The following is a 15745-nucleotide window of genomic DNA, read 5'->3' as shown; positions in this document are numbered from 1 at the left end:
ACTGAATACGTTGTGTCGCGTTCAGGCCGTCCGGTAAGTCGAATGTTTACTCCATCGCGACTTTGATCGCCTCGCCCAGCTTCTGCATCACGTCCCGGTGCTTCTCGCTGGGCGGGAGCGCACAGTTTATGCGCACACAGTTGCGGTATTTCCCTGATGCGGAAAACAGTGAGCCCGGCGCGACCTGAATTTTCAGGCGGCAAAGCTGTTTGGCAACGCAAACCATATCCACTTGTTCCGGCAATTCGACCCACAGCATAAAACCGCCTTTTGGTCGCGTAACGCAGATGCCGCAGGGAAAATATTCCCGCGCCCAGCAGGTATAAATCTCCATATTACGCTGATAAATCTGGCGCATACGCCGGACGTGGCGATGGTAGTGTCCTTCCCGGACAAACGTCGCAGCCGCCAGTTGTGTGGCGGGAACGTTGGTGCCAATGACCGCATATTTCATATGCAGTAATTTGTCGTGATAACGACCCGGAGCGACCCAGCCGACGCGCAGGCCAGGGGCGACCGATTTAGTGAATGAACTGCAAAGGATAACCCGACCGTCGATATCCCAGGAGTGAATGGTTCTGGGGCGGGGATACTCTGTCGCCAGTTCACCGTAAACATCATCCTCGAAAATCACAATGTCGTGGCGTTGAGCGAGCGCCAGCACCGCCCGCTTACGGGCGTCCGGCATGATAAAACCGAGCGGGTTATTGCAATTGGGCACCAGGATAACGCCTTTGATCGGCCACTGTTCAAGCGCCAGCTCCAGCGCTTCAATACTGATGCCGGTATCCGGATCGGTCGGGATCTCAATCACTTTGATCCCTAAACCGCGCAGCAATTGCATGGTGCCGTAATAAGCCGGGGATTCCACAGCGACAATGTCTCCTGGCTGGCAGACGGCCAGCAGGGCCAGTGACATGCCGCTTTGACTGCCGCTGGTGATCACCAGATCGTCGGCGTTAACCACCGATCCGCCATCCAGCATCAGCCGGGCGATTTGCTGGCGTAGTGCGAGGCTGCCAGCCAGTTCATCGTAGCCCAGAACCGCACTCAGATTGTGTTGTGCTACGCGACTGAGTTCGCGCCAGAGCGGTTTCAGGCTGGGTTGGCTAACATCCGGAATACCGCTGCTAAGCGGGATAACCGATTGGTCGTGATGGCCTTCCAGCATGTTCAGTACCTGCTCCCATTGGGTAATCTCAACCGGACGCTGTACCGGACGCGACATCGGCGGGACCGGCGGCAGCGCTTTCTGAGGCGCGACGAAGTAGCCTGAACGGGGCTGCGGCGTAATGAGCTGCAATGATTCCAGTACCTGATACGCCTGCTGTACGGTGCTGATACTGACACCGTGCTCCTGACTCAGACTGCGTACTGACGGCAATTTCTCTCCGTGACGATACAGCCCTTGTTCAATACGCTCGGTCAGCAGGTTGGCCAGATGTTGGTAACGGGTCATGCTGTATCCCTCGAAGATGCCATACAGATGTAAAAACCAGTACAGACAGGTGCAAAATGTGCGATGCAGAGACAGTATTAGCGAATCTGTATGTTAAATAAAAGCTGTTTTTGAATCTGTATTGATCCACTCGAAAACCGCCAGAATACAGGCTCTGGTATGAGAGGGGGTGGAGTATGGAATTTCATGAAAACAAAGCAAAGCAGCCGTTTATTGGTTTTGTCCTGATCTGGCGAGCGTTTAAAAAATGGCATCTGCAGGCGCAAACCCGACGGATCCTGCAACAGATGAGTGATGAGCGACTCAAGGATCTGGGATTACGCCGGGATCAGATTGAATAGCGTGACTGTAGCAGTCAGAGGCTGGAGGTTGAACCCGTCCGGCCTTTGTTACATTCATAAAATTTATCAATTCATGCTTACAGACAGTGTGTTTCTTGATACTTATCATGATAAGTATTATTTTCCTTTCGCTTAGAGAGGAAAGAGACATGACTGAAGATGAGCTGTTTGCCCGCCGCCCGTTGGGGATGCGTATGGCGATGGTCGTGCGTCAATGGCGGGCCATTATTGATGCGGCTATTACCGATACCGGCCTGACCCAGTCCAGCTGGACGGTGCTGATGCAACTGTATCAACTGGGCGATAACGTTTCGGTCAGTGAACTGGCACAGGTGCAGGGTATTGAACTGCCACCGCTGATGCGCACGCTCACACAACTGGAAAATCAGGGCTATCTGGTGCGTTCCACATCGCCTTATGACAAACGCATCCGTCTGCTAATGCTAACTGCGGAAGGCCGTGCCCGGCTGGTAGAGTTGAACCGGATGATTGAAGCCTATCAATGTCGCGTCACGCGTACCATTCCTGAAGCAGATCTCGCTTCCTTCAGCGCCACCTTAAATGTAATCGCCTGCAATCTGCGGACAATCCGCGAAGAAGATAATCAACACTAAAAACTATGATGACCCCAGAACAAAAATTTGCCCGTTGGGTAAGGGTGAGTATTGCCGCTTTCCTTGCCATATTCGCCTGGTTTATCGTTGCCGATATTTGGATCCCGCTGACGCCAGATTCCACGGTGATGCGTACAGTTACGCCGGTTTCAGCACGCGTTTCCGGGTATGTTTCTCACGTCTACGTGCAGAACAACAGCACGGTAAAAAAAGGCGATCTGCTTTACGAGCTGGATCCCACGCCATTTATCAACAAAGTCGAGGCCGCGCAAATCGCCTTTGCGCAGGCCAGACTGAGCAATCAGCAACTGGATGCACAGATTGCTTCTGCCCGCGCCAACCTGCGTACTGCTGAATATACGGCGCGTAATGACAAACTGACGTTCGATCGTTATCAGCGGCTAAGCGCGATGCAAAACGTCTCGCAGGCGGATCTCGACAGGGTGCGGACGACCTGGCAGACCAGCGAACAGTCGGTAACCGCGCTGCATGCCAACATCCAGAATCTGCTGATCCAACGCGGCGAGCGCGAAGACAGCCATAACGTGACGCTGCAAAAGTATCGCAACGCGCTGGAAGAGGCGCAGTTGAATCTGGCATGGACAAAAGTGCGCGCAGAGACGGACGGAACGGTGAGTAATCTCCAGCTTAACGCCGGGCTTTACGCTACCGCCGCCACGCCACTGCTGGCGCTGGTCAGTAATCAGACGGATATCGTGGCCGATTTCCGCGAGAAGAGCCTGCGACATACCCGCGTCAATACCGATGCCGCCGTGGTGTTTGATGCCATGCCGGGTAAAGTGTTCCGTGCGCGTGTGACCAGCAGCGATGCGGGGATCCTCGCCGGACAGGAAGAGGTCAACGGTCAACTGTCGCAGCCAGAGCAATCCACCCGTTGGGTGCGCGATGCGCAGCGGATGCGTATTCACGTGACGCTGAGTGAACCACTGGACAAACCGTTACCGACCGGTGCCCGCGCCACGGTGCAGTTGTATAACAGCGAAGGCCCCTTTGCCCGTACTTTTGCTGGCGCGCAAATCCGCCTGGTCAGTTGGCTGCATTATGTCTATTAACACCCTGGCGCGCGTATTCACGCCACATGACAACATCGTCTATACAGCCAACGACTTTCACCAGACTCTGCGGATAGCCGTTGCCGGGACGATCGCGCTAAGTATTTCGACCTTTTACAACGTCCAGTACGGCGTTTTCTTCGTGGTCTATCCGTTGATGCTGATGTCGCTGGTACCGGTGTTTAACCGCCACGTAGCGCGGCAGTTTGTGTTCAGTGCGGCGGTGAACTGCGTCGAAATGGTATTGATTGTCGGTTATCTCTCGCAGTGGCCAGTGATCATGACGCTGGTGGTGTTTGGTCTTTACGTGATGCGCTTTCGCTTTATGAGCAAGGGGCCGCTGTTTCTGCTGGGGTCAATGGGTGTGGTCTGCCAGAGTACGATGCTCAATTTTATGAGCTATCCCACCACAGACTGGCACACGCTGATGTTTTCCAACATGGAAGCCTGCGTGATGGCGGTAGCGCTGAGTGCGCTGCTGCACTATTTGATCCCCGATGTGGAACCGCGTAACTCGCCGCCGCGCATTGAGAAAGACGACGCCCGCATTCGCCACGAATCGCTGCTTTCCGGCACCGTGGCGACGATGATCTTTGTGATCTTCCAGATTTGCGATCTGAGCGATTCGCTGTCAGCGCTGATGGCGGGGATTTTGATCCTCTTTCCGATGCACTATCGCGGCGCGGTCCTGAGTTCCCTCTGGCGCGTCGTCGGTGTGGTACTGGCCTGTCTCTATATTCTGGTGGTGCAGTTACTGATTTATGATTTCAGTAATCACATGCTGTTAATGATGCCGCTGATCGGTCTTGGATTGGCTTTTAGCGCCCGTCTGCACGTCATGGAAAAAGTGGGTGCAGGCGTGGGGTTCGCCAGCATCACCACAATCGGTATTATGTTCGGCCAGAACCTGCACCCGAACAGCGATTTAGTGTTCAGCGACCTGTATCGCATCACCTCAGTCACCGTCGCGCTGCTGGCAACGCTGACGATGGTCTTTCTGGTCCACCGAATACTGAACTGCTTTGCGGCGACGCGATTTGTGGTGGAGTGAGTGTCGGATGGCTGCCGCCCGGGGAAGAACCGTAGGCCCGTTAAGCGTAGCGCCATCGGGCACGGGAATCACGACTTCTTCAGCCCCGCAAAGGCGGCTCTGATGTCGTCTTCCGGCAACTGAATGCCGATAAACACCAGCGTGCTGTGCGGTTGTTCGTCGCCCCACGGGCGGTCCCAGTCGGCGCTGTACAGGCGTTGCACCCCCTGGAACAGCAGACGGTTCGGTTCGCCTTCAATCCACAGCATACCTTTGTAACGCAGCAGTTTTTCGGCGGATTCCAGCAGCAGGTTTTCCATCACGCGGGAGACGTCGCCGATATCCACCGGATAATCCAGTTCCACCACAATGGAAGAGATATCGTTCTGCTTGTCGGCGATAAAGTGAAAGCGCGGTTTGGCGCTGACGACGTTCTCTTCCAGCATAAAACCGTTGGTGTCGAATAGCAGAGAAAGATCGATATCGCCGTGCGTAACGGTATACACCGGGGCGCGGGCGTTGATGCGCGCCAGACGTTCGCGAAGCTTTTCACTTTCGCCAGCGACGTCGGTTTTAGTCAGCAGAATGCGATCGGCATAGCCGACCTGCGACTGGGCGATGGTGAACTGGTTCATTTGATCGTCGGCATGGACCGCATCAACCAGCGCAATCACGCCGTCCAGCAGATAGCGCTGACAAATCACGTCGTGGGAGAAAAAGGTCTGAATAATCGGGCCGGGGTCGGCCATGCCGGTGCACTCGATCACCAGACGATCAAAATTGATGGCGCCCTTATCGAGGTTATCGAGCAGGTCTAACAGCGCGTCTTCCAGCTCGTTGGAACGGGTACAGCAGATGCAGCCGTTGGTCAGGGTTTTGATCTGCGTGGCGCGATCGCCAATCAGCTGATCGTCCACGGACACTTCGCCGAATTCGTTTTCGATAACGGCAATCTTGTAGCCGTGTTCTTCGTTGAGGATGTGGCGTAGCAGGGTGGTTTTACCTGCGCCAAGAAAACCGGTGAGTAGGGTGACTGCAATCGGGGTCATTCACTTCTCCTTCTAACAGCAGCGCATGCCGCCTTTACCGTCGCCGCCGTAGCGCGCCTGCTGGCGCTCGCGGAAGAATTCTTCATAGCTCATGTACGGCTTGTCCGGATGGTTGGTTTGCATATGCTCGACATAGTTGTCGTAGTCTGGAATACCAATCAACATCTTTGCCGCCTGGCCGAGATATTTTTTTGCCTGACCTAAGTTACCAAACATTGTGCCGCCTCGTGAATGATTAAAGCCGGATGGCGGCTTTCGCCTTATCCGGCCTACGCTTACAGCATTTTGTAGGCCGGGTATGCGAAGCGTTACCCGGCATCAGCTTAGTGATGTGAAGAGGTCTTCACGCCGCCTTCAGGAATCGGAACGTACGGTGTTTCTTTATCGGTACGCTTGTCGACGTTGCGCACATTCATCCAGGTTTTGAAACCATAGAAGATGATGCTGTACACCACCACCAGGAACAGAATACTCAGGCCGGCGTTGGTGTAGTTGTTCACAACGATGTGATTCATGTTAGCAATCTGCTGTGCGGTCAGTTCGCCGCCGTTGGCAATCTTCTCTTTGTACTGGTTAGCCATGTAGAAGAAGCCTTCCATCTGCGGGTTGGAGCTGAACAGTTTCAGGCCCAGCGCCCAGGTGGTGCAGATCAGCAGCCATACTGCCGGGATAACGGTCACCCAGATGTATTTGGTGCGCTGCATTTTAATCAGTACCACGGTACCCAGAACCAGCGCCACGGCTGCCAGCATCTGGTTAGAGATACCGAACAGAGGCCACAGGCTCTTCACGCCGCCCAGCGGATCGACCACGCCCTGATACAGCAGGTAACCCCACAGACCCACGCAGCCCGCCGTACCGATGATACCGGCAACCAGAGAGTCGGTTTTCTTCAGGAACGGCACGAAGTTGCCCAGCAGGTCTTGCAACATAAAGCGACCAGAACGGGTACCGGCATCCAGCGCGGTCAGGATGAACAGCGCTTCAAACAGAATACCGAAGTGGTACCAGAAGCCCATGTCCGCCATCGGCAACACTTTGTGGAACACGTGCGCGATACCTACCGCCAGCGTCGGTGCACCACCAGCACGGTTCAGAACGGACGGTTCGCCGATGTCTTTCGCCGTTTGCAGGATCTGCTCTGGCGAAATCACGAAGCCCCAGGAACTGACGGTTGCCGCCGCATGCGCGGTCACGTCTTTCAACTGTGCCATAATCAGCGGCGCGTTCTCACCCCCCATTTCATGCAGGTTCGGCATGGTAATGCCCAGGCCTGCCGGTGGGGTGTTCATTGCAAAATAGAGACCCGGCTCGATAATGGAGGCTGCAACCAGCGCCATGATCGCCACGAAGGATTCCATCAGCATCGCGCCGTAACCGATGAAGCGGGCGTCTGTTTCACAGGCCAGCAGTTTCGGCGTGGTACCGGAAGAGATCAGGGCGTGGAAGCCAGAGACCGCACCACAGGCGATAGTAATGAACAGGAACGGGAACAGTGCACCTTTCCACAGCGGACCGGTACCATCGATGTACTGGGTCATGGCCGGCATTTTCAGCTCTGGGTTGAGGATCACGATACCCAGCGCCAGGCCGACGATCACGCCGATTTTCAGGAAGGTGGCCAGGTAGTCGCGTGGAGCGAGGATCAGCCATACTGGCAGCAGTGCAGAAACGAACGCATAGCCGATCAGTGCAAAGGTAATGGTGGTGTCTTTAAAGGTCAGCGCCGGGCCCCAGTACGGGTCGTGAGCAATCACGCCGCCGAAGTAAATAGACGCAACCAGCAGAACAATACCAATCACCGACACTTCACCCACACGCCCCGGACGCAGGAAGCGCATGTAGATCCCCATGAACAGCGCGATAGGTACGGTGGAGCAAACGGTGAAGACCCCCCACGGGCTTTCGGCCAGCGCTTTTACGACGATCAGCGCCAGTACCGCGAGGATGATGATCATAATTAAGAAGCAGCCAAACAGGGCAATGGTCCCCGGCACGGAGCCCATCTCTTCTTTAATCATCTCGCCAAGCGACGCGCCGTTACGGCGAGAAGAGATAAACAGTACCATGAAGTCCTGGACCGCACCCGCCAGCACCACACCCGCCAACAGCCACAGGGTACCAGGCAGGTAACCCATCTGCGCCGCCAGAACCGGACCGACCAGCGGACCAGCGCCCGCGATTGCGGCAAAGTGGTGTCCGAACAGGACATAGCGGTTGGTCGGAACGTAGTTCAGGCCATCGTTATTGATGACCGCAGGTGTCGAACGTGTAGGGTCGAGCTTCATCACCTTCTGGGCGATGTACAGGCTGTAGTAGCGGTAAGCCACCAGATATACCGACACGGAAGCGACCACGATCCACAGGGCGCTGACGTGTTCACCCCGGCGTAAGGCGACAACCGAGAGGCAGAATGCCCCGATGATCCCGAGGATCACCCAGGGTATGTGCTTGAATATCTTTTTCGTATCCATAGTAAAACCTGGTTTTATAAGATGAATAATTGGCCGAAGCCGTTTGGTTTGGGTTGCGTTTGAAGAGGTAATTTGACTGCTATGTTGGTGACGATCTTGCCAGAGAGTCGCGCGTGTAAAGTAAGGTAAATAAGTGAGCGGTCAAATGGTGAGTTAAGCGGTCAGAAGTGTCAGTAAGCGGTAAAGAGGATCGCCGGGCGGTAAATATTATGTGACTGAGATCACAAAGAAAAATCCGCCAACGAAGGGTGAATACCGACTACGCTTATTGCCGACAACATTCTAAGGAGAACAACATGGAAACAGTAAACCTCACTTTATCTGAGGCTTACACGCTGGCGCGTGAGGTGCTGAGCAGCAACGGCTTTAGCGCGGAACATGCGGATGCTATCGCGCGCAATGTGACGGCGGGCGAGCGCGACGGCTGCGCGTCTCACGGGTTATGGCGCTTGCTGGGGATCGTCGAGACCCTGCGTAAAGGAAAAGTCTCCGCTGATGCCCGTCCGCAGATTTTCGATCAGGCGCCCGCTATCGTCAAAGCAGATGCTGGCGGCGCGTTCTCGCTGGTGGCCTATGAACAGGCGCTGCCGTTGCTCATCAGTAAAGCCAGCGCATGCGGAATTGCGGCGCTGGCGATCAACCGCTGCGTTCACTTTTCCGCATTATTTGCAGATATTGAACCTCTGACGGACGCCGGACTGGTGGGCTACGCCTGTACGCCAAGTCACGCCTGGGTCGCACCGTCAGGCGGTACGCGTCCGCTGTTTGGCACCAATCCCATCGCGTTTGGCTGGCCGCGCAAAGGCAAACCGCCTTACATTTTTGATATGGCGACCAGCGCGGCGGCGCGCGGCGAGATCCAGTTGCATCTGCGAGCTGGAAAAGCGATTCCGGAAGGGTGGGGTATCGACAGCGAAGGGCGACCGTCAACCGATCCTCAGGCGGTATTAAATGGCGCGATGCTGACCTTTGGCGGACACAAGGGCTCGGCGTTTGCGGCAATGGTTGAACTGCTGGCAGGGCCGCTCATCGGTGATATGACCAGTGCGGAATCGCTGGCCTGGGATGAGGGGGCAGGCGGTCTGCCATACGGCGGCGAGCTGATTCTGGCACTTGACCCGTCCCGGTTCCTCGGGGATGAGGCGCATCATCATATGGATCGCGCCGAAACCCTGTTTGCCGCAATGCAAGAGCAAGGCGCACGCTTACCAGGAGAAAGACGCTTCAGTTCGCGTGAGAAATCGTTGCTGGAAGGGGTGACGATTACCCGTTCCCTGTTTGAGGACATTTCCGCACTGAGATAAGGCAGAACGGGCGAGGCATCCTCGCCTGATTCCCGTTCGGGTAGAGGGTAATCGCATTTTTTGCCAGTTAATTGAACAAATTTCCTGTGATACCCCTCGCGATTGCATAAAGTTTTCTCGTTCCAGGCCGACAACCAGAGTATCTGTCTAGCGGAAAGAGAAAACATGTTAAAACGTATCAAGATTGTGACCAGCTTATTGCTGGTTCTGGCTTTATTTGGCCTTTTACAACTCACTTCGGGCGGTTTGTTCTTTAACGCATTGAAAAATGACAAAGAGAATTTCACCGTTCTGCAAACTATTCGCCAGCAGCAGTCTACGCTGAACGGCAGTTGGGTGGCTCTGCTGCAAACGCGTAACACCCTTAACCGTGCGGGTATCCGCTACATGATGGATCAGAACAATATCGGCAGCGGCGCGACCGTTGCGGAGCTGATGCAGATTGCCAGCGCCTCTTTGAAACAGGCGGAGAAAAACTGGGCGGACTATGAAGCGTTACCGCGTGACCCACGTCAAAGCGAAGCGGCATCGGCGGAAATTAAACGCAATTACGATATCTATCACAACGCGTTAGCCGAACTGATCCAGTTGCTGGGGGCCGGGAAAATCAACGAGTTTTTCGATCAGCCAACCCAGGGGTATCAGGATGGTTTTGAGAAGCAGTATGTGAACTACTTGCAACAGAACGACCGTCTGTATGACCTGGCGGTAGAGGACAACAACAGCTCTTACAGCCAGGCGATGTGGGTTCTGGGCAGCGTGTTGTTAGCGGTGCTGGTGGTCATTATTGCCGTCTGGTTTGGCATCAAACTGTCGCTGATCGCGCCAATGAACCGCCTGATCGCGAGCATTCGTCACATTGCCAGCGGCGATCTGGTGAAGCGGATTGATGTAGAAGGCACCAATGAAATGGGCCAACTGGCGGAAAGCCTGCGCCACATGCAGGGTGAACTGGTGCGTACCGTGGGTGATGTGCGTAACGGCGCGAACGCCATTTACAGCGGTGCCAGCGAAATCGCGATGGGTAACAACGATCTCTCTTCCCGTACCGAGCAGCAGGCGGCCTCTCTGGAAGAGACGGCGGCGAGCATGGAAGAGTTGACGGCGACCGTTAAGCAAAACGCCGAAAACGCCCGTCAGGCCAGCCATCTGGCGCTGAGCGCGTCCGAAACGGCGCAAAAAGGCGGAAAAGTGGTGGATAACGTGGTGCAAACCATGCGCGATATCGCCTCCAGTTCACAGAAAATTGCTGACATTATCAGCGTGATCGACGGCATTGCCTTCCAGACTAACATTCTGGCGCTGAACGCAGCGGTCGAAGCGGCACGTGCAGGTGAACAGGGACGCGGCTTTGCGGTGGTTGCCGGTGAAGTACGTAACCTCGCGCAGCGCAGTGCGCAGGCAGCGCGCGAGATCAAGAGCCTGATTGAAGACTCCGTGAGCCGTGTTGACGTCGGTTCTACGCTGGTAGAAAGCGCCGGTGAAACCATGGATGAGATTGTGAATGCGGTAACCCGCGTGACCGACATCATGGGCGAAATCGCGTCGGCTTCCGATGAGCAAAGCCGTGGGATTGACCAGGTCGGTCTGGCCGTGGCGGAAATGGATCGCGTAACTCAGCAGAACGCCTCGCTGGTGGAAGAGTCAGCCGCCGCCGCTGCGGCGCTGGAAGAGCAGGCCAGCCGTCTGACGCAGGCCGTCGCCGTGTTTCGTATCCAGCAGGAACAGCAGCGTGCGCGTGACGTTGCCAGCGTGAAGTCCGTTTCCACAACGGTTCAACCGCGTAAAGCCGCTGTAGCGGAAACCGGGGATAACTGGGAAACGTTTTAATTAAGCATCAGGCGCATGGCACAACGCGATTCAAACGGGATGCCATGCGCCGTTTCTTCCTCTCGCTTCTGGCGTAATGCCGCCGGCCACGCGTTCTCTTCCAGTATTTCAAATCCCAGATGTTGATACAGCGGTGCGTTCCAGGCGACATGGCGAAACGTGGTGAGCGTCAGGGAGGTAAAGCCCTGCTCACACGCCCATTGCGCGACGGTGTTGATTAACTGGCGGCCAATGCCTTTACCTTGCCACGCCAGATGCAGCGAAAATTCGGCAATATACAGCGACGTCTCCATCGCTTCGCCCAGCAGAAATCCAACGGGCCGATCGTCAACCAGCGCCAGCCAGCTCAATCCTTTAGCGGCATATTCACGGTGCAGTTCCGCACTGACAATGTGATCGTCCGCGATCCATGCCAGCGCTGGCACCGTTAAAAAACGCTGTCCTGCTGAGCGTTCAATCGCAGGCAGAACGGCAGCGTCTGCCAGTGTAGTGGGGCGAACCGTAATGTGCATAACGATACCGGGAATAAGGTGACAATGAGGGCAGTATAACGCGCTGTCCGGTCACAGGGAAAAGTCCCCGCGAGCGGGGACACTATGGGGTTAACAGATTAGACGAGAAATAACGAAATAGCCGGTATGTAGGTCACCAACATCAGCATGAGTAACAAGGTACCCAGTAACGGTAGAGACTGGCGGAAAAACTGACCGACGGAAACCTGCGTAATATTGCAGACCAGTAACATGACGGTACCAACCGGCGGCGTGAAGGCGCCAATAGAAAGGTTGAAAATCATGATGATACCGAAGTGTACCGGGTCGATTCCAAAATGCGCCACGACAGGTTTAAGCAAGGGAACCAGAATCAGCAGAATGGCATTCCCTTCAAGAAACATCCCCAGTGTTAGCAAAAGAATATTGATAATTAACAGGAATATGTATTTGTTTTCTGTCAGCGTCGTGACAAAGTTCGCCACCGCGACGCCAGCATGTTCCATTGAGAAGATCCAACCGAGCGCGGCACTTGCCATGATGACTAACATGACCGATGCCGTTGCCCGTGCCGTTTCTCCCAGCGCTTTCACGACATGGCCGAGAGTCATTTGACGATAAATGAAGAAACCGATAATCAACACGATGAGCACCGCTGCCGCACCGGCTTCTGTTGGGGTGAAGATATTGGCGCGAATCCCCCCGACGACGGCAAAAATCAAAAACAGAGCGGGCCATGCCTGCCCAAGCGAGAAGAGCGCTTCCTTACCGGTAGGCCAGGTGTCGCGTGAGGGCTTAGCGTTGGTTTTACGGGCAACCAGATAAACCGTAAACATTAACAACACCGCACAGAGCAGGCCCGGAATCAGACCAGCCATGAACATTTTCCCGATGGAGACGTCTGCCACCAGCCCATAAATAATCAGGGCAATTCCCGGTGGGATAATCGGGGTGACAAGCGAGCCCCCGGCGGTGATCGCCGCTGCAAAGGCGCGGTTGTAGCCTTTACGCTCCATCTCGGGGACCATCATGCGTGACAGCATCGCTGCGTCGGCCAGGTTTGAGGCGCTGACCCCTCCCATCATGGTACTGACCAGAATATTAGCGACACCGAGTCCGCCCCGCATTTTACCGACCAGAATATTCGCCACCTGCAGGATACGTTCTGCAATACCGGTATAACTCATCAGCGTACCCAACAGGATAAAGAAGGGTATTGCCAGCAGGGATGGGCTTTGGGTGGGCGCAATCAAACGCTGAACCGCAATTTCAATCGGAACCGTGGAAAAGAAGAGGAAATAGGCAATAATGCCGATAAACATTGCCAGATAAACACGAATATTCAGAAATAAGCACACGATCATTAGTGGAATAATTAATAACCAGCTCATTGTTTTTCCTCACCGACATCGGCCTGTTTAACGTCATTAATTAACCAGTAGAGCGTGTACGCTGCCGTTGCCAGGGTACCGACCGGAACGGCGACATCAATCCAGAACCAGGACACTTTTAAGATTTGCGTGACCTTGTACTGCGCCATTTCCGCCAGTCGATAACCCAGCCAGGCCATATAAACCAGCAATCCGATGGACAGCACGGCAACCAGCGAGGCAATAATGCGTTTGATTTTATGCGGGAGCATATCGACGACAAAAGGAATCGTCAGATGCGCCCGGTCGCGCTCAGCCACCACGCCCCCCAACATCACTACCCAAATCATCAGCAGTCCGGACATTTCCTCGGTCCATTGAATGGGCTGTCCGACAAAATAGCGCATGAATACGGCGGCAATGGTCATTATCACCAGGATAAACAGTGCCAGTGCTGCGCTCAGTTCTACAAGCTTGCCAAAGAAACGCATTAATCCTCCTTCAGAGAGTCGCCCTGGCCTTGAGAAAAAAAGGTTTAGGGCGATCTGGGCCTGTATTTATTGCAGTTGCTGTTGAATGGTTTCATACAAACCCGGCGTCCACTCCGGGAATTGCGTGTACACGTCGCGAGCTTTCTGGCGGAATGCTTCAGTATCCGGGTAAATTACTTCGACGCCTTCCGCTTCCATGGCCTTCAGCATTTCGGCGTCGCGTTCAATCGTTAATTTCTGGCTATAGAGACCTGCTTCATAACCCGTTGAGTGAATCAATTCCAGCTGCTCAGGAGAGAGCGTACTGAAAAAGGCTTCGCCACCAATCCATACCGAGGTGTTGGTCAGGTAATTGACCATCGACAGATATTTTGCCTGCTCAAACAATTTTTGCCCTTGCAGAACAGAAATCGGGTTTTCAACGCCATCAATAACGCCCTGAGTCAGTGCAGGGTAAACTTCACCCAGCGGCATAGGGGTTGGCGTGGCGCCCATTGCCTGAATGGCTTTAATTTGCATGACGTTATTTGGTACGCGGATTTTCATCCCCGCCAGATCTTCCACTTTGCGAATCGGTTTTTTAGAAATAATCTGACGGGTGCCGTACAGATAATTGTTCATCACCACATGAATCCCTTTTTTCTTCAGGTCTTCATTTTTTTGACGGAACCAATCGCTCTCATAGATTTTGAAGAGTTTTTGCGGATCGTCAGTCAGATAAGGTCCAAACAAAATACCTAAATCAGGTTCATAATCGGCAAGGAAAGCCACGTCGGTGAGCGTGATGACGTTCATTCCCATCATGGCTTGTTCAGTCACATCTTGTTTTGACCCTAGCTGTGAGCTGGGATAGAGAACCAGGGTTATTTCTCCATTACTTTTTTTATTCAGAATGTCAGCCCAGTAGCGCATCACCACATCTAATGGCTCGCCTGGATTATTCTCATATGCGACTTTAATAGAAAGCGGTTTAGCCTGAATGGTGAATGGCAGAAAAAAAGTACAAACAGTAATCAGCACGGCTATTATCTTGTTCATTTTCTACTTGCTCCCAGGGGTCAACGAATAAAACCAACTTTTTTACTGGCGAAAAAATTCAGAGTGAATCCTGCCTAATCAGAAAGTAAGCAGAAAGTCATCATGGTGCTGTATGCGTTGTATGAAATCGTGCTCTTGCTAAAGGTTTGTTGTTTTTAATGTGTTTTTAATTTACTCGTTTTCTTGTCGAATAGAGCGAATCATCGATTGCTTCGCCGTATTCAGGTGGTTACGCAGTGCAAGGAGCGCATCGAGATCGCTGCGGCAAATCAGCGCGCTGAGGATGGTCATGTGCTCATCAATGGCGATGATATTGCGTTGTTTAAGATCGCGCTCATCCCACTGGTAATGGAAATGGAAGATCACTGAAATAATCTCAAGCGATTGATTAAAAAATATATTATCGGCAGCGGAGAGCAGCAGTGCGTGAAAATCACGGTCCAGCAGGGAGAACATACGGAAGTCGCTGCCGACGCTGTCGCGCAGCGTACGGTGGCGTTCCAGCAGCATTTTGGCCTGCAGCCAGCGCGGATCGTCATCCGGCAGATTGAGAAAATGCTGTAGCGCATGGGTTTCCAGCATCTCACGCAGCTCAAAAAGCTGTTCTGCATAGGACTGATCGAACTTTTTCATGCTCCATTGGCCGCGTTTCTCGCTCTGGATGAGATCGTAACGTCCAAATTTTAAAAGGTATTCTCGTACCACCACCGGGCTGACCCCAGCCGCTCTGGCCAGTTGAAGTTCAGAGAACGTCTCGCCAGCGCGAAGCTGGCGTTGGTTAATCATCGTATAAAACGCCTGCTCAAAAATACGGTTCTGCTCGGCCATGGAGGCGGTGGTACAGGCAAAACCATCATCATGTTCGGGGCTTCGGGTAATGACGTGGTCGTTGCCGACCAGAGTCAGCACGCCGCACTCGCTGAGGTGGTTCAGCATGTGGCGCACGGTGGTACGGCTGATGTTGTACATCTCAGCTAAGGCGCTTTGCGACGGCAACGGTGAAGGAAGGTGGCCGCGCGCCATATCATCGATCACCTGGTTAATAACATTGTGACGTAAATTTTGCGAACGGCTCATCGGGATCTCCTTTTGACTGCATTAAAACCCGATTTAAAACATTTTAATGCGCAGAGTTTCACAAATTAGCTTTCTCGTTACGCGGCTATTTCTATTTTCATCAA

15 protein-coding genes are annotated in these 15745 nt (G+C 53.9%); 6 read left to right on the top strand and 9 right to left on the bottom strand.

The genetic code is table 11. The features are described from left to right. Positions 1–46: 46 nt before the first annotated feature. On the bottom strand, positions 47–1459 hold the full coding sequence (locus tag HVZ37_RS18990) for a PLP-dependent aminotransferase family protein (protein ID WP_044264485.1): 1413 nt from the start codon (positions 1457–1459) through the stop codon (positions 47–49). 176 nt (positions 1460–1635) lie between these two features. On the opposite strand from HVZ37_RS18990, the gene HVZ37_RS18985 reads away from it, so the two are divergent. From HVZ37_RS18985 to HVZ37_RS18970, 4 genes are all read left to right on the top strand, one after another. Further along, entirely contained in the window at positions 1636–1800 is a 165-nt protein-coding gene (locus HVZ37_RS18985) for a DUF1127 domain-containing protein (protein WP_071888362.1), read from the top strand. 149 nt (positions 1801–1949) lie between these two features. Further along, positions 1950–2414 carry a MarR family transcriptional regulator gene (locus tag HVZ37_RS18980; RefSeq protein WP_042999305.1) on the top strand — a complete coding sequence of 155 codons (465 nt, stop codon included), beginning with the start codon at positions 1950–1952 and terminating at the stop codon, positions 2412–2414. A 5-nt stretch (positions 2415–2419) separates the two neighbouring features. After that, positions 2420–3487 carry an HlyD family secretion protein gene (locus HVZ37_RS18975; protein ID WP_042999306.1) on the top strand — a complete coding sequence of 356 codons (1068 nt, stop codon included), beginning with the start codon at positions 2420–2422 and terminating at the stop codon, positions 3485–3487. Further along, positions 3477–4538: a DUF2955 domain-containing protein gene (locus tag HVZ37_RS18970; protein ID WP_181627881.1), complete on the top strand. Its 1062-nt coding sequence runs from the start codon at positions 3477–3479 to the stop codon at positions 4536–4538. The genes HVZ37_RS18975 and HVZ37_RS18970 overlap by 11 nt, the downstream gene beginning before the upstream one ends. A gap of 68 nt (positions 4539–4606) precedes the next feature. Here the strand turns inward: HVZ37_RS18970 and yjiA are convergent, their stop codons facing one another. The 3 genes from yjiA to btsT all read right to left on the bottom strand — a co-directional run bounded on the left by yjiA (position 4607) and on the right by btsT (position 8040). Further along, positions 4607–5566, bottom strand: coding sequence for a GTPase (yjiA, locus tag HVZ37_RS18965; RefSeq protein ID WP_042999308.1), 960 nt, complete (start codon positions 5564–5566; stop codon positions 4607–4609). Between the two features lie 12 nt (positions 5567–5578). Continuing rightward, entirely contained in the window at positions 5579–5782 is a 204-nt protein-coding gene (locus HVZ37_RS18960) for a YbdD/YjiX family protein (RefSeq protein ID WP_024130742.1), read from the bottom strand. A 107-nt stretch (positions 5783–5889) separates the two neighbouring features. After that, the gene (gene btsT / locus HVZ37_RS18955) at positions 5890–8040 is read right to left on the bottom strand and encodes a pyruvate/proton symporter BtsT (RefSeq protein ID WP_042321961.1); all 2151 of its coding nucleotides are present in this window, start codon (positions 8038–8040) and stop codon (positions 5890–5892) included. Between the two features lie 296 nt (positions 8041–8336). On the opposite strand from btsT, the gene HVZ37_RS18950 reads away from it, so the two are divergent. Together HVZ37_RS18950 and tsr are read left to right on the top strand one after the other, a co-directional pair. Continuing rightward, positions 8337–9344 carry an Ldh family oxidoreductase gene (locus HVZ37_RS18950; protein WP_044253886.1) on the top strand — a complete coding sequence of 336 codons (1008 nt, stop codon included), beginning with the start codon at positions 8337–8339 and terminating at the stop codon, positions 9342–9344. Between the two features lie 165 nt (positions 9345–9509). Then, positions 9510–11174, top strand: coding sequence for a methyl-accepting chemotaxis protein (gene tsr, locus HVZ37_RS18945; RefSeq protein WP_042999311.1), 1665 nt, complete (start codon positions 9510–9512; stop codon positions 11172–11174). Here the strand turns inward: tsr and HVZ37_RS18940 are convergent. From HVZ37_RS18940 to HVZ37_RS18920, 5 genes are all read right to left on the bottom strand, one after another. Further along, complete coding sequence (locus tag HVZ37_RS18940) at positions 11171–11686, bottom strand: GNAT family N-acetyltransferase (protein ID WP_099433756.1); 516 nt, start codon at positions 11684–11686, stop codon at positions 11171–11173. The two genes, tsr and HVZ37_RS18940, sit on opposite strands and share 4 nt — an antisense overlap. Before the next feature lie 98 nt (positions 11687–11784). After that, positions 11785–13056, bottom strand: a complete 1272-nt coding sequence (locus HVZ37_RS18935) for a TRAP transporter large permease (protein ID WP_044253891.1) — start codon at positions 13054–13056, stop codon at positions 11785–11787. Continuing rightward, positions 13053–13526 carry a TRAP transporter small permease gene (locus HVZ37_RS18930; RefSeq protein ID WP_042999314.1) on the bottom strand — a complete coding sequence of 158 codons (474 nt, stop codon included), beginning with the start codon at positions 13524–13526 and terminating at the stop codon, positions 13053–13055. Before HVZ37_RS18930 ends, HVZ37_RS18935 begins: the two co-directional genes overlap by 4 nt. Before the next feature lie 66 nt (positions 13527–13592). Beyond that, entirely contained in the window at positions 13593–14564 is a 972-nt protein-coding gene (locus tag HVZ37_RS18925; RefSeq protein WP_042999315.1) for a C4-dicarboxylate TRAP transporter substrate-binding protein, read from the bottom strand. Between the two features lie 171 nt (positions 14565–14735). After that, entirely contained in the window at positions 14736–15641 is a 906-nt protein-coding gene (locus HVZ37_RS18920) for a GntR family transcriptional regulator (RefSeq protein ID WP_042999316.1), read from the bottom strand. Positions 15642–15745: the final 104 nt, after the last annotated feature.

It is taken from the genome of Citrobacter sp. RHB35-C17, from assembly GCF_013816795.1.
GTDB classification, from domain to species: domain Bacteria; phylum Pseudomonadota; class Gammaproteobacteria; order Enterobacterales; family Enterobacteriaceae; genus Citrobacter_A; species Citrobacter_A amalonaticus.
Note: the sequence above shows the minus strand (reverse complement) of the source record. Positions and strands in the feature narration are given on the sequence as shown.

What these genes read in the sequence shown, in the direction of transcription:
- HVZ37_RS18990 (WP_044264485.1), bottom strand. Translation starts at nt 1,459, where the DNA reads ATGACCCGTTACCAACATCTGGCCAACCTGCTGACCGAGCGTATTGAA.
- HVZ37_RS18985 (WP_071888362.1), top strand. Translation starts at nt 1,636, where the DNA reads ATGGAATTTCATGAAAACAAAGCAAAGCAGCCGTTTATTGGTTTTGTC.
- HVZ37_RS18980 (WP_042999305.1), top strand. Translation starts at nt 1,950, where the DNA reads ATGACTGAAGATGAGCTGTTTGCCCGCCGCCCGTTGGGGATGCGTATG.
- HVZ37_RS18975 (WP_042999306.1), top strand. Translation starts at nt 2,420, where the DNA reads ATGATGACCCCAGAACAAAAATTTGCCCGTTGGGTAAGGGTGAGTATT.
- HVZ37_RS18970 (WP_181627881.1), top strand. Translation starts at nt 3,477, where the DNA reads ATGTCTATTAACACCCTGGCGCGCGTATTCACGCCACATGACAACATC.
- yjiA (WP_042999308.1), bottom strand. Translation starts at nt 5,566, where the DNA reads ATGACCCCGATTGCAGTCACCCTACTCACCGGTTTTCTTGGCGCAGGT.
- HVZ37_RS18960 (WP_024130742.1), bottom strand. Translation starts at nt 5,782, where the DNA reads ATGTTTGGTAACTTAGGTCAGGCAAAAAAATATCTCGGCCAGGCGGCA.
- btsT (WP_042321961.1), bottom strand. Translation starts at nt 8,040, where the DNA reads ATGGATACGAAAAAGATATTCAAGCACATACCCTGGGTGATCCTCGGG.
- HVZ37_RS18950 (WP_044253886.1), top strand. Translation starts at nt 8,337, where the DNA reads ATGGAAACAGTAAACCTCACTTTATCTGAGGCTTACACGCTGGCGCGT.
- tsr (WP_042999311.1), top strand. Translation starts at nt 9,510, where the DNA reads ATGTTAAAACGTATCAAGATTGTGACCAGCTTATTGCTGGTTCTGGCT.
- HVZ37_RS18940 (WP_099433756.1), bottom strand. Translation starts at nt 11,686, where the DNA reads ATGCACATTACGGTTCGCCCCACTACACTGGCAGACGCTGCCGTTCTG.
- HVZ37_RS18935 (WP_044253891.1), bottom strand. Translation starts at nt 13,056, where the DNA reads ATGAGCTGGTTATTAATTATTCCACTAATGATCGTGTGCTTATTTCTG.
- HVZ37_RS18930 (WP_042999314.1), bottom strand. Translation starts at nt 13,526, where the DNA reads ATGCGTTTCTTTGGCAAGCTTGTAGAACTGAGCGCAGCACTGGCACTG.
- HVZ37_RS18925 (WP_042999315.1), bottom strand. Translation starts at nt 14,564, where the DNA reads ATGAACAAGATAATAGCCGTGCTGATTACTGTTTGTACTTTTTTTCTG.
- HVZ37_RS18920 (WP_042999316.1), bottom strand. Translation starts at nt 15,641, where the DNA reads ATGAGCCGTTCGCAAAATTTACGTCACAATGTTATTAACCAGGTGATC.